Origin of the sequence: Paenibacillus thiaminolyticus, assembly GCF_003591545.1 — a bacterium.
GTDB lineage: Bacteria > Bacillota > Bacilli > Paenibacillales > Paenibacillaceae > Paenibacillus_B > Paenibacillus_B thiaminolyticus_A.
The window spans coordinates 87044-98958 of sequence record NZ_QYZD01000004.1; the positions used below are offsets into that span (position 1 = coordinate 87044).

The 11915-nt window shown below is 57.0% G+C and carries 11 protein-coding genes and 1 pseudogene; 4 read left to right on the forward strand and 8 right to left on the reverse strand.

Features of this window, described 5'->3' with window-relative positions:
- Positions 1 to 2: 2 nt before the first annotated feature.
- The 5 genes and pseudogenes from DQX05_RS06795 to DQX05_RS33390 all read right to left on the reverse strand — a co-directional run bounded on the left by DQX05_RS06795 (position 3) and on the right by DQX05_RS33390 (position 5352).
- Complete coding sequence (locus tag DQX05_RS06795) at positions 3 to 983, reverse strand: FecCD family ABC transporter permease (protein WP_397335081.1); 981 nt, start codon at positions 981 to 983, stop codon at positions 3 to 5.
- Positions 984 to 1019: 36 nt separating this feature from the next.
- On the reverse strand, positions 1020 to 2063 hold the full coding sequence (locus tag DQX05_RS06800) for a helical backbone metal receptor (RefSeq protein ID WP_119792098.1): 1044 nt from the start codon (positions 2061 to 2063) through the stop codon (positions 1020 to 1022).
- 1220 nt (positions 2064 to 3283) lie between these two features.
- Complete coding sequence (locus tag DQX05_RS06805) at positions 3284 to 3505, reverse strand: helix-hairpin-helix domain-containing protein (protein WP_119792100.1); 222 nt, start codon at positions 3503 to 3505, stop codon at positions 3284 to 3286.
- Between the two features lie 16 nt (positions 3506 to 3521).
- The gene (locus DQX05_RS06810; RefSeq protein ID WP_119792102.1) at positions 3522 to 3986 is read right to left on the reverse strand and encodes a hypothetical protein; all 465 of its coding nucleotides are present in this window, start codon (positions 3984 to 3986) and stop codon (positions 3522 to 3524) included.
- Positions 3987 to 4172: 186 nt separating this feature from the next.
- Positions 4173 to 5352 (reverse strand): annotated as a pseudogene (locus DQX05_RS33390) (DUF3626 domain-containing protein).
- A gap of 56 nt (positions 5353 to 5408) precedes the next feature.
- On the opposite strand from DQX05_RS33390, the gene DQX05_RS06820 reads away from it, so the two are divergent.
- Entirely contained in the window at positions 5409 to 5624 is a 216-nt protein-coding gene (locus DQX05_RS06820) for an SRPBCC family protein (RefSeq protein WP_259391838.1), read from the forward strand.
- A 62-nt stretch (positions 5625 to 5686) separates the two neighbouring features.
- On the opposite strand, the gene DQX05_RS06825 is transcribed toward DQX05_RS06820, so the two are convergent.
- Positions 5687 to 7663, reverse strand: a complete 1977-nt coding sequence (locus DQX05_RS06825; RefSeq protein ID WP_119792104.1) for an elongation factor G — start codon at positions 7661 to 7663, stop codon at positions 5687 to 5689.
- A gap of 199 nt (positions 7664 to 7862) precedes the next feature.
- Positions 7863 to 8315 (reverse strand): 6-phosphogluconate dehydrogenase, encoded by a 453-nt coding sequence (locus DQX05_RS06835; protein ID WP_119792411.1) that lies wholly within the window; start codon positions 8313 to 8315, stop codon positions 7863 to 7865.
- Between the two features lie 253 nt (positions 8316 to 8568).
- Between DQX05_RS06835 and DQX05_RS06840 the strand changes: the two genes are divergently transcribed.
- From DQX05_RS06840 to map, 3 genes are read left to right on the forward strand one after another with little or no spacing between them, the layout of a single operon-like run.
- On the forward strand, positions 8569 to 9246 hold the full coding sequence (locus tag DQX05_RS06840) for a TetR/AcrR family transcriptional regulator (protein ID WP_119792106.1): 678 nt from the start codon (positions 8569 to 8571) through the stop codon (positions 9244 to 9246).
- A 1-nt stretch (position 9247) separates the two neighbouring features.
- Complete coding sequence (locus DQX05_RS06845; RefSeq protein ID WP_182914649.1) at positions 9248 to 10540, forward strand: acyl-CoA thioesterase/bile acid-CoA:amino acid N-acyltransferase family protein; 1293 nt, start codon at positions 9248 to 9250, stop codon at positions 10538 to 10540.
- Positions 10537 to 11283, forward strand: coding sequence for a type I methionyl aminopeptidase (map, locus tag DQX05_RS06850; protein WP_119792110.1), 747 nt, complete (start codon positions 10537 to 10539; stop codon positions 11281 to 11283). Before DQX05_RS06845 ends, map begins: the two co-directional genes overlap by 4 nt.
- Positions 11284 to 11611: 328 nt before the next feature.
- Here map and DQX05_RS33030 read toward each other — a convergent pair whose 3' ends face one another.
- Positions 11612 to 11908 (reverse strand): LysR family transcriptional regulator, encoded by a 297-nt coding sequence (locus DQX05_RS33030; protein WP_397335032.1) that lies wholly within the window; start codon positions 11906 to 11908, stop codon positions 11612 to 11614.
- Positions 11909 to 11915 lie beyond the last annotated feature (7 nt).

Here is an 11915-nt window from a genome sequence, read left to right on the forward strand (position 1 = left end):
AGTCACGCTCCTCCTTTCCGCATCAAATACAGGAAGTACGGCCCGCCCACCATCGCCATAACGATGCCCGCAGGAATCTCCAGCGGAGCAAATGCCGTGCGCCCGATCGTATCGGCCACGAGCAGGACGAGCGCGCCGAGCACAAGGCTCATCGGCAGACGATGGCGGTAGTCGGAGCCGATCATCATCCGGGTGATATGGGGCACGACGAGTCCGACGAAGCCGACCAGACCGACAGTAGAGACCGAGATGGCAGCTAGATAGACCGCGATGAAGGACAGCGTAAAGCGAATGCGGTTCAGATTTTGCCCCAGATTATGCGCGGCCTGCTCGCCCAGCCGCAAAATATTGGCTTGCCGGATGCAAAGCAGCGCGCCCAGCCAGCCGGCAAGCGAATACGGAAGGATGACGGCGACGTCCCGCATCCCGGTGCCGGACAGGCTGCCGTTGAGCCATTGCAATGCGGAGGGAAGCTTCTCGCTATACAAAATCGACAAGAGTCCGATGATGCCTCCGAATACCGCATTAACGGCAACCCCCGATAAAATGATGCGAATCGGCGTAAATCCCCCGTGCAGCTTTTTCCAAGCCAGGGCATAAACCATCACGGCCGCAATCCCGCCGCCCGCAATCGCCGCCAGCGGTATCATGGAAGCATACCCGGGAACGACCAGCATGATGAATAACACAGCGACGGCAGCGCCGCTGGACACGCCCGTCAAGCCCGGGTCAGCCAGCGGGTTCAGCATGACGGCTTGCAGCAGGGCACCGGATACGGCCAGATTAGCGCCAATCAGGAGAGCGAGGAGGACGCGCGGTATCCGGATGTCCCACAGAATCGTGTCGGCGGCTGCATCCCCGCGTCCGAACACGGTCAGGAGCGTATCGAGCGGAGACAAGGCGACGCTGCCTATGCCGATGGAGAGCAGCACCGCCGCTCCAAGCAATACGGCCGCTCCTCCCATCAGAGCTGTTTTGCGCATCTGTCTGTTCTCCGTCACAATCCCGGAACCTCCATCTTAGTCATATAAAGTGCGCGCCATTTCCTTGTAAGCATCCGGCGTCTTGACAATCGAAGCGATGCCGAACAGCTCGAAGTCAAGGGTAGCCATCTTCCCGTTCTGGAAGGCGTTCAACTTCTCCCAGGCACCGTTTTTCTTCACGTCCTCCTCGAACTTTTTGGCGACGGCATCCGGGTCACCGTGGGCAACAAGCAGAATGACGTCCGGGTTCGCCGCGACAATGCTCTCCATATTGAACGGGACATAGGCTTCTGTGAGCTTCAGCTCTTCGGACACGACATTAACCGCCCCCAGATTGCGCGCCAAGCTTCCGGCGAACGTGTTGTCGTTCATCAGCATCAGCGCTTCCGCCGAGCCGAAGAGGAACATCACCTTGGGCCCCGGCTTGCCCTTCACGCTCTCGATGGCTTCACGTTCCTGCCGCTCGATGTCTTGCAGGAAAGCGTTGGCCTGGTCGTCACGGCCGAGCAAGCGGCCAAGCGTCTTCGTCGACAGCTTCAGCTGTTCCAAGGAATCGACAGGCAAATAAGCGCTCGGCAGCGAAGCCGGTCCGAGCTTCTTCTCCATGCTGTCCTTAATCGAAGCCGGGCCCAGGACAACATCCGGCTGCAGCTTCGCGATCTGCTCAAGATCAGGCTGATGGGATGAACCGATACGCGGGACTTCCGCCAGCGACTCCGGCAGCTTGCTGTTTGTCGTCGGCAAGCCGACCGGTTCGATGCCCAGCTCATGCAATATTTCCGTAATCGAGACGGATAACGTCACGATGCGGGCTGGCGTTTGCTCACCGAACTGCTTCAGCAGCTCCGCCATCGCCTCATCCTCTTCATTCGCCGTTTGCTCGCTGCCGGCTTCGCTACTGTTGTCTTTGGCGCCTTCTGCCGTCTGGGCAGCGTCTCCGCTCAAGCCGTTGGATTCCTCCGCAGCTGCTTGATTCGGTGCCGCGCTCCCAGCTTGCTCCGATCCCGCTTTGCCGCAAGCTGCCACAACCAGCATCAGAAGCAAAATAATGACGGCTGCTTTTCCCCTTCTATGTATCATTCTATGACCTTCCCCCCTTACAAATGATAATGAGAATCGTTATCTATTAATTGATAACGGTTCTCATTATATCCTGAGTGAGAATCTTTTTCAATTAAAATTTGAAAAGATGTTCCGACACCTATAAAACGACAAAAACCGCCAAGCCCTATATCTGCCCTGACGGCCACTATGTACGCATGAAGTATCGCGCGACCTTTACCTCACTCACCCATTGGTTCAGGTTCTCTGGTATTGTACGGTCTTTTGTTCACTCTCCCGTCGGGTCAGGTAGTCTTGGTGGTGCTTAGCCTTTTCTTCACTCTCCCGTTGGGGCAGGATTCCTGGTGTTGCACGGTCTTTGCTTCATTCTCCCGTTGGGTCAAGGTTCCTGGTCTTGCTCGGCCTTTGCTTTACTCTCCCATCGGGCCAGGGTCCCTGGTGTTGCTCGGCCTTTACTCCATTCTCCTGTTGGGTCAGGGTTCCTGGTCTTGCTCGGCCTTTGCTTTACTCTCCCATCGGGTCAGGGTTCCTGGTGTTGCACGGTCTTTGCTTTACTCTCCCGTTGAGTCAGGTTGAACATTATCGCAATCAGATTTTCACATTCGAACTCACATTTCGATTTGGACTTGGATCAGTCTCCATTTATTAAAGGCACGCCAAAGCCCGGGTTAATTCGCTCTATTTTAACTAGTCATATGAATCACGAAATAGTACATGAATAAGCGAGTATGCAAGAGAAATGTGCTGCCTCTAGAGGGAGTGATTGGGATCCTGTACGAAAGGAAATCTGCAAATATATCTTTTCCTGACGGGATGGGAGATTGATGATAAGGGGTTATATGCATAGACTCCCTTACTGACTGATGGGGATATTGGTCATAAGGAGTTCCAAACTATATGTCTCGACAAGTGAAATGAGGATTAGATATCAGTTCTGTCTGAAATGTGCTGCCTCTAGAGGGAGCGGAGGGGAGAGTGGCGGTTAGAGGCAAAAGGGCTTGGCATCAGGCATGTCGGCATGTAGACATGGACACACACACTTACTACGAACAGGGTAAAAGCTAGGGTTTTAGGAATGGTTTGGTTGCGTGGCTTTCAGGATATGCGGCAGCAAACGGCAGCGGCTTCGCGGAGGGGATGCTTACGAGGAGCATTGGGAGAATGGTTGGGAGGGCGCTTGCCAATCGAGCCACGGAATCAACACCGCGCAAAGAAAAAACGAAGCGCCGCTCCGTCCTTCATTCCCCGTCCGCGAATGACAACCCTTTGTCGGCAAGCGCGTGACGGAGCTGATCCATGGCTTTCGGCCCCATGCCGTGCAGCTTCAGCAGTTCCGACTCGCGAGCTGTCGCCAGCTGCTCCAGACGGACATAACCTGCCGCGATAAGCGCTCTGCGGGCGGGCTTGGCCAAGTTGTCAGGCAGATCAATCGATTGGCCGGGTTCATTGTATGGGGTCATGTTCATTTTCTCCTTCCTATATCGTTCGTGCCAGCTTCAGTTCGAATTCTGACTTCCTAACATACTCCATATAATTGATGCGGACATCGGTATTCACATAAGCTTGATAGCGAATGCGGATAGCGGGCGCCGCAATCAAGTCGAGCACGCCCTCCTTCTTAACCCAGCGGACATCGGACGTCTCTTCCGATGTGCTCAATTGTCCGCCTACAGCCGTGCAGGTATAGTCGAGCATGAGCTTGGTGGGATCGAACTGGTCCAGAGGGCGCGGATGCTGACGCTCTGTCAGAAGGGTGTCAATCTCCCGCAGCAGCGGCAGCAGATGCCGGTCATCCGCAAGACGCAGACTGCCGATCAACGCGGCCCACCATCCGGATTCCGCCATGAAATAAGCGCTCCACCAGTACAGCTCTTCAGCCGAATAGCGGACATGATCATGGTACACCCGGAAGATGAACAACACTTGCTGCGCCGCAGTCATCTCGGAGAAGAGCTGGCGCCCGTCTTCCCCTTGGTTGACGCTGCCTTGTATGCCAGGATCAACGGTTCATAGCACGCGGATGCGAGCCCCCAATCATCGAGGCGCTCCAACATATGACGATTCACATTTACCAACAATATACATATCACTCCTCCAGCCGATTGTATATAACATATTGGCTGACAGTCAAGCTACGATCACCATGGCCGCGATAAGGATGTCCGAAACGCGCGAGAACATGCCAAAGCTGCTTGAGATGCTGCCATGTCTCCCCCGGCGTGCCCCAGCCGGCCCAGAGCTCGGATGACGGGCACGAACGGGCCGCATTCCCGATCGCGTTCGCATCCAAGTGCCCCGGGACGGTGGCGAATCCCGTACGACCCGGCGCGCCAACGGCGGCATCTTCGGCCCACGGAAGTCATCCGGCACATCGGAGGCCGCGAGTTGGAACCCGTGATGCCAGTACAGCGCTACATGATACCTGGAGGCGAGAGCAGCAAGCTGCTCACCGATTCGCGTCCCGCGGAAGGACGGATCGGCCACGATCGCCTCCACATCCGAGGACAGCGCGATATCGCCGTAAATCTAAGCCTCAATATATTGGTCCAGCTCCCTGTGGATGCTGGAGGGCGCTTCTTCGCCGGATGCGAGGAGACGGCGAAGAAGCGCGGCGCTGCCGCCGGCATCCCTGTCCGGCGCGGAGCCTGCGGCCGCTACCTCGTCCAGCAGCTCCGCGAGCAGCGGTTCGAACACATCGATCGTGCCACTATGCTCCGGCTCGGAATAGCTGTCCCCGAGCGTATATGTGCATCGGGCCAGCATAGAGCTGCGCAGCACCACATGGCAGGAGCCGAAATTCGGCGCGCCCCCGTCGGGGTGCTGCAACAGGTTCAGCGCCCCGTATTTCGGGCGCTCCCGGTGTGCTATCCCGGCCTGATGATAAGCGCCCGAACAGCCTCCGCTCCCAGCGGTCGCGATCCCCGCCGGGGTAAGCCGTCAGGCTGGCGCTCGTCACGCCCGTCTCGAACTGGCAGCGGTACACCCCGTCCCGCAGCAGACCGTCCACGACGAGCGAGCCGTCGGCAAACAGCCGGTCTGGGTGGAAATTGACCGTCATCCGGACCGATTCGCGCACGGCGGCAAGAATGTCGCGCAATGTGGCGGACGGGAAGCCCGCTCGCGTCAAATGCCGTTCGATGCGCTCGCATGCGTACTGCCGCATCTGGCTGGCGGACGCCAGGACAAGCTGGATGGCTTGTGCCTGCGCTCGCGTCAATGCCGGCTTGCTATGGAAAGGTTCAACCATGGACCGCACCTCTTTTCCCGATAAATGGACCTGCCCATTCCCACTTGGTTGGCCCGGCATCTGCCGCTATTGAACCGTCTTCGACTTACGTTGCAGGTTCGGCATCCAGCATCGCGATGAATACGGTCAAAGCGCTGGAGCAGCTGACACTGGTGAAGGTCACGCTGGAGCCGGCGGATCGGGGCACTGCGGTTCGGCTGGAGCATAGCGGCTGGATGGACACAGAAGCATGGAATCAGGCGCGACAGTGGCATGTCGAGGCTTGGCTGGCGATGCTGGCCAGTCTGAAGGCGATGCTTGAGTCCGGCGGAGGAGCCGGATGCTGCCCATAATCTGCCCATAATGAAGAGCCCCGGGAATTCCCCGGGCTGTTCTCTTATGGTGCCGCGTCTGCCTAGTATGCACGAAGGACGTGAAGCAGGTAGTCCTTGCGGTTCAGCGGATTATAGTCGGACCGCTTCCGAAGCGGGTACCCGGATTCCATCCGGATGAAGCCGCACGGCCGCACAATGAACACGCCCTCCCCTTCCGTAATCGCATGGAGACTGCGCTTGAACGCCTCTGTCGTCTTGACCGGAATCGTTCCGGTCAGCATACAGGTGTCGGCGGACATGACCGGCACCTTCATCACCGCCTGCAGGCCGGCCAAGCGATGCATGGCGGAGCTGATGCTGCCGGCAGGAACGGTAAGCTCGTATTCATGGATCGGCTCATGTACATCCGTTCCGGCCCGGGACAACGCCTCCATCAGCACCAAGGGCACCAGCTTCCTGAAATCGCCGGCTACCGTGACCGGGCTGGCATATCCGGTCTGGGTCAAGGTGACGGCAATGTCCGTCACTTCCCAACCGTACAAGCCTTGGCGCAGCGTGGCATATACCGTATCCTCAATCGCCGTGTGGAAAGCGAGCGGAAGCGATCCCAGTTCCACCTCCAGGCGGTAGGCTACGCCGCTTCCAGGCTCGCCCGGATCGATCCGGAAGCCGACCGTGGCATAGAACGGATTCCCTTCCGCCCCCATGAATTCCACTGCCGTCCCCGTCCCTCGCGGCTTCTCGATACAGACGATCCTCGTCTCCGCGAAGCGAACATCCAACTGGTAAGCTTCCTTGAGCGTCGTTTCGATCACTTCTTTTTGCACTTGACCGAATAAGCGAATATAGGTCTCCCGGTGATGCTCATCCCGCCAGATATGGATAAGCGGATCTTCCTCCGCCATATTCATCAAGGCTTGATACAGTGCATGATCGCGGCTCTTCGGAACCGCTTCGATGTGTGATTCCATCTGCGGCGCGGCGACGTGAATCTCTCGAATCCGCTCCGACCAGGTTCCAATGACATCCCCGATTCGAACCTCCTTCAAGCCCCACACTTTGCAGAATTCTCCGGCTCCCGCGATCGCCGCGTCGCACGTCCGTCCGCGATCAAAGAGCTGGATCCGCTTGACCTTATAGGAAACGGCCTCAATCTGTCCGTCAGCCTGCTTCCGGTTCACTTGAACCATCTGTCTGACGCCGAAGCTTCCGCTGAAGACGCGGATATAGGCGATTTTCTCCCCGGAGGACGCCCGTTCGATCTTGAACACGACTCCGGATAATGGCGTATCGGTGCATGGCTGCGGCGCCGGGATGAACCGGGCGATGGCCTCCAGCAGCTCGTTGATGCCGATCCCGGTCATGGCGGAACCTGCCAGGATCGGGTATACGCGAGCCTCCCGGATAAGACGGGTCAGCGTCTCCTCGATTCGGGATCCGTTTGTCTCGCCGCCGTAGACATAGGAAGCGAGAAGCTGTTCATCATGGTCGGCCGCCAGCTCAATGCATTGCGCATCGAATTCCGGATTCTCCTTGCCGCACTGTTTTTTGACAACATTAGCCTGCTTCGTCCCCGCCTGCACGGTACCGTACAGCGGAATGGCACAGCGGGACAGCCGTTCGCGAATCGCCTCGAATACCGCCTCAGGCTGCGCGCCGCTCCGATCAATTTTGTTCACGAACAGGATCACCGGAATGGCCAGCTTCTCGAGCACCGCCATCAACAGCTTCGTCTGTGCCTGAATGCCCTCTACCGCGGACAGGACAAGAACCGCTCCGTCCAACACGCCGAACGCCCGCTCCACCTCGGCGATAAAGTCGGCATGGCCGGGTGTATCGATCAAATTGATCTTCACCTCGTTAACGACGAAAGAGACGACCGATGCCTTGATCGTAATCCCTCTTCTTCTCTCCAGCTCCAGGGAGTCTGTCTGCGTGTTGCCCGAATCGACCCCGCCCAGCTCCCGGATGACCTTCGTCTCATACAATAATCGTTCAGTCAGGCTCGTCTTGCCTGCGTCGACATGGGCGACTATCCCGATATTGATTGTTTTCATTTATTAAAATCCTCATTTCTTCTCTCATATTGTTCTCCTTTCGCAATGTGGTTCTTTGCCGCATGCTAATCACACTCCCGTTCATAATGTACCTTCAGTATAATAAGAGATTGGAAAAATGACAAAATAAAACATCGCAGCACAACGCCGCGATGCTCTTTTTTCTATGAAGTAAGGGCTTACAATTTAATAGAAACTGCTATAGCCAGGTCATGAAATAACCTTGCTTCACCAGGATGCCATGCCGTTCGGCCCAACGGGCCAATTCATTCATGCCGCCGTTCTCCCCTCCCGGGAACCGGAAGCAGCAATAGCCCGGGATAGAGGTCTTCCCCTTCAGCCGGATGCCTACAGCGGCTTGGCGATACCCTTTCACTACGATCTCTTCTACTTCCTCCGCCGCGATGGATGTCCCCCCAATCGTGATGGAATCCGATTCCGCCCGTATGTCTGCCGTTCGCTTCTTCATGCGCACGCATACTTCCGCACACAGCGATCCAACGAGCATCGCCAAGGCAGCCATTTGCAGGAAGAACAACGCAGGCACGGTCTGTTCGGTCATCAAGACGACATGCAGCATGGCGGCACTGAACAGGAAGGTTGCCACAAGCACTTCCTTCGTCCTTGTCGGATACATAATTCGATAATACATAATGATCCGCTCCATTCTGTAAAGTGGTGATTACGGATGGTCTCTCATTAGCAGCTTTTACCTTTATTATACCACCAACGTTGCTATTTTTGACACACATTTTTCACAGAATAGACATTTATGAATGAAGTGTGACGCACCGTCCCCCGGGGACGCTCCTTCCAGTGTTATGCCGGTACCCGTATAAATTGACGCCGACGTCAGTGAAAGCTATAATAAACTGACAACATTGTCAGTGAATTGAGGTGATCCGATGTCGCCGCGAACCAAGGAACAGAACGAGCGAATGCGGGCCGCGCGCATGAAGCTTATTCGCCAGGCGGCATTCGACGTCTATCTTGACCGGGGCATCCACCGCGCCGAGATGAATGAGATCGCGAAGCGGGCCGGCGTCGCGCGAGCTTCTATCTACTATTATTATCGGGATAAGTGGGAGCTGTTCCGGCTTCTCTTTCTCGACTTCATCGAGCAGACCCGGCAATGGGCCGGGCGAACGCTGGACACGGAGGAAGCGCCGGCCGCGCGTCTGCAGCGGCATGCCCGTTATTATATGCAGCGAGCGGCGGAAGATCCGTCGTTCGTCCTGCTCACTCGCGGCATCGATGAAGATCTGCCTGCCGTCTTCGGGGAGCAGGCCACGGAGCAGCGGGATTTTCTCCGGCTTCGCCCCTTTCTTATTCGTACGTTCCGTGAGGGCATGACAACCGGGATCCTGCGCCGATCCGACCCGTCCCTGGCCGCCGATCTGTACTGGGGAGGCCTCCTCGGCGCAATGGCGAATCTATCTGCCCGGCAGGCCCCCCGGGAGGAGCTGGGCGCCCTGGTGAATGAAGCGGTAGATCTGTTATGCGGCGCGATGATACATAAGACCCAAGAAATGACACCACCAATCGCCATGATGCATAGGCTCGATGAAGGAGGCAATTCATGACATGATGAATCCGCTTCAGCTCGAAGTCGCCGAGACGTCGCTGCTCGATGACAAGCTGGACATTCGCGTCACTCACGCTCCAACGGCGTGTACTGTTACGCTGCGGGCGGCGACGACGGATGAGGAGGGCGTAGTCTGGCGCTCATATGCCGTCTTCCGCAGCGACAACAGCGGGATTATCGATCTGGGCCGGCAGGCCCCGCTGGAAGGAACATACCAGACGCCCGACGCGATGGGTCTTTTCTGGTCCATGAAGCCGTCAGCTTCCGATCCGGAGATTTTCCAGAAGGCTGGTTCCGATCCGCTTCAGGTGACCTTGACAGCCGAGGTCGAGGGAATGATCGTGGCAGAACGCCAGATCGTCCGGCAAGTCATCGCCGACGAGGTGGAACGCATTCCGCTAGACACGGATGAACTCGGGATAGCGGGCACCTTCTTCCGGCCCCGTACGGCAGAGCGCCCCCCAGCCGTCCTCGTGCTGGCCGGTTCGGGAGGCGGCGTGAATGAATTAATGGCCGGCTTGCTTGCCTCACGCGGATATGCTGCCCTTGCTCTGGCATATTTCGGGGTCGGCCCGCTTCCTTCCCAGCTGCGGGAGATCCCGCTTGAATACTTCGAGAAGGCCGTCTCCTGGCTGAAGTCCCAGCCTGGGATTTGCCACGAGTCCATCGCGGTCGTCGGCCGTTCCAAAGGAGGCGAGCTGGCGCTGCTGCTCGGGGCGACCTATCCGGAGCTGCATCCCGTCGTCAGCTACGTGCCGAGCCCGTATCTATTTTCGAGCTTCGTCGGCGGAACGCCGGCATCCTCCTGGACGCACAAGGGAGAACCGCTGCCGTTCGTGCCGCTGCGCATGAATCTGGCGCTTCTGTTCCGCATTCTGAGCCGGCGGTTCACGAAGCAACCGCTCTCCTTCGCATCCTTGTATGAGAAGAGCGTCAAGCTGAAGCCGGACTGGGGCGGCGCCATGATTCCGCTGGAGCAAATCCAGGGACCCGTGCTGCTCATCTCCGGCGGAGATGATAAGACCTGGCCTTCCACCTACTTCTCCGAGGTAGCCGCAGCGCGGCTGATCGAGAAGGAATTCCCTTATCCCGTCCGGCATCTCTCCTATCTGGACGCGGGCCATATGATTCAGGTGCCGTACTTGCCCAGCACCGTCCATCGCAGCGGCACGCTGCTGCTCGGCGGAAGCGACGACAAGGATGCCGAGGCCTGCGCGGAATCATGGGCGGAGATGCTGAACTTCCTGGATAATCATTGCACACGGACAGAAGATCAGGAGGAGAGTCAATGATAATATTGAAATCAAATGAAGAAATCGGCCTCATGAGAGAGGCGGGACGGATTGTAGCGGAATGCCATGCCAAGCTGGCCGAGGCGATCAAGCCGGGCGTCGCGACGACAGCGCTTGATCAGCTGGTCGAGCAGCATATCCGCTCACGCGGAGCCGTGCCGAGCTTCCTCGGCCATCACGGCTTCACCGCTTCGATCTGTGTGGCGAAGAACGATGTAATCTGTCACGGCTTCCCCGATGACCAGCCGCTCGAGGAAGGCGATGTCGTCACGATCGATATCGGAGCACATTATCGCGGCTATCATGGCGATTCCGGCTGGACATATGCCGTGGGCACCGTATCTGACGATATCCGGCAGTTGATGGACGCCTGCCATCAGAGCCTGTTCCTCGGCATCGAGCAGGCCGTCGCCGGCAATCGCGTCGGCGATATCGGCTTCGCGATTCAGACATTCGCCGACCGCCATGGATACGGCAATGTCAGAGACTTCACCGGGCATGGCATCGGCCAGGAGCTGTGGGAAGAGCCGCCCATCCCCCATTATGGCCGTTCAGGTACGGGGCCGAGATTGAAGCAGGGCATGGTCATCGCGATTGAACCGATGCTGACCTTGGGCGACTATCACGCCTATGTCGAGAGTGACGGATGGACAGCCCGGACGGCGGATCACTCGATCTGCGTCCAGTATGAGCACACCGTGGCGATTACCGACAACGGTCCTGAAATATTGACGAAGCTGTAGCCTATGAGCCGGACGAATCTAGAGATTCGTCCGGCTTTATTTGTTCTGCTCCCACCACTGTTTAACGTCATTAAGGAAGCCTGCCCCCTCCGCAATGACACAAAGCGTTTAGTTAACGGAAGTCTCCGCCGATTACCGTCTCAATAAGGATTACTGCGAATGAGTTGCATGAAATTGGCGGCGGCTGCGGATAAGGGTTCGTTCTTGCGCGTAAAAATCGAGATGATATTTTGCAGATGGATCCCCTCCACATGCACGCGGCAAAGCTCTCCGCGAGCAACATGATCGCGAACGACCAGAGCGGACACAAAACTTGCCCTCGTAATAATTACTCCGATTGAATGATATCCGGATATTTCTCCGGAAAGCCTCCGTAAATCGCCAGATCGACCTCCAGGTTTAAAAACTGCTTCAACGCATCATTGGAATTCGTCGTATTGATCATCATTTCCACTTCTTCGTACTGTTGCTTGAACTTCGCGCTCCAAGAATTAGAAAATGAGCGGCAAATAAGTTGCGGATAACCGGATATGGCCGGTTGACTTATCTTTAATAATTCCGAGGCACGGGTGATGCTTCCGGTCGTCGCAATCACATGAAATAAATGCAAAGCATGCAAATTCATGCAAACG

Bases quoted from the DNA above. Each gene is read 5' to 3' on its own strand.
- DQX05_RS06805 (WP_119792100.1), bottom strand. From the start codon at position 3,505: ATGACCCCATACAATGAACCCGGCCAATCGATTGATCTGCCTGACAAC.
- DQX05_RS33030 (WP_397335032.1), bottom strand. From the start codon at position 11,908: ATGAATTTGCATGCTTTGCATTTATTTCATGTGATTGCGACGACCGGA.
- DQX05_RS06840 (WP_119792106.1), top strand. From the start codon at position 8,569: ATGTCGCCGCGAACCAAGGAACAGAACGAGCGAATGCGGGCCGCGCGC.
- DQX05_RS06845 (WP_182914649.1), top strand. From the start codon at position 9,248: ATGATGAATCCGCTTCAGCTCGAAGTCGCCGAGACGTCGCTGCTCGAT.
- DQX05_RS06800 (WP_119792098.1), bottom strand. From the start codon at position 2,063: ATGATACATAGAAGGGGAAAAGCAGCCGTCATTATTTTGCTTCTGATG.
- map (WP_119792110.1), top strand. From the start codon at position 10,537: ATGATAATATTGAAATCAAATGAAGAAATCGGCCTCATGAGAGAGGCG.
- DQX05_RS06825 (WP_119792104.1), bottom strand. From the start codon at position 7,663: ATGAAAACAATCAATATCGGGATAGTCGCCCATGTCGACGCAGGCAAG.
- DQX05_RS06795 (WP_397335081.1), bottom strand. From the start codon at position 983: ATGCGCAAAACAGCTCTGATGGGAGGAGCGGCCGTATTGCTTGGAGCG.
- DQX05_RS06820 (WP_259391838.1), top strand. From the start codon at position 5,409: ATGAATACGGTCAAAGCGCTGGAGCAGCTGACACTGGTGAAGGTCACG.
- DQX05_RS06810 (WP_119792102.1), bottom strand. From the start codon at position 3,986: ATGACTGCGGCGCAGCAAGTGTTGTTCATCTTCCGGGTGTACCATGAT.
- DQX05_RS06835 (WP_119792411.1), bottom strand. From the start codon at position 8,315: ATGTATTATCGAATTATGTATCCGACAAGGACGAAGGAAGTGCTTGTG.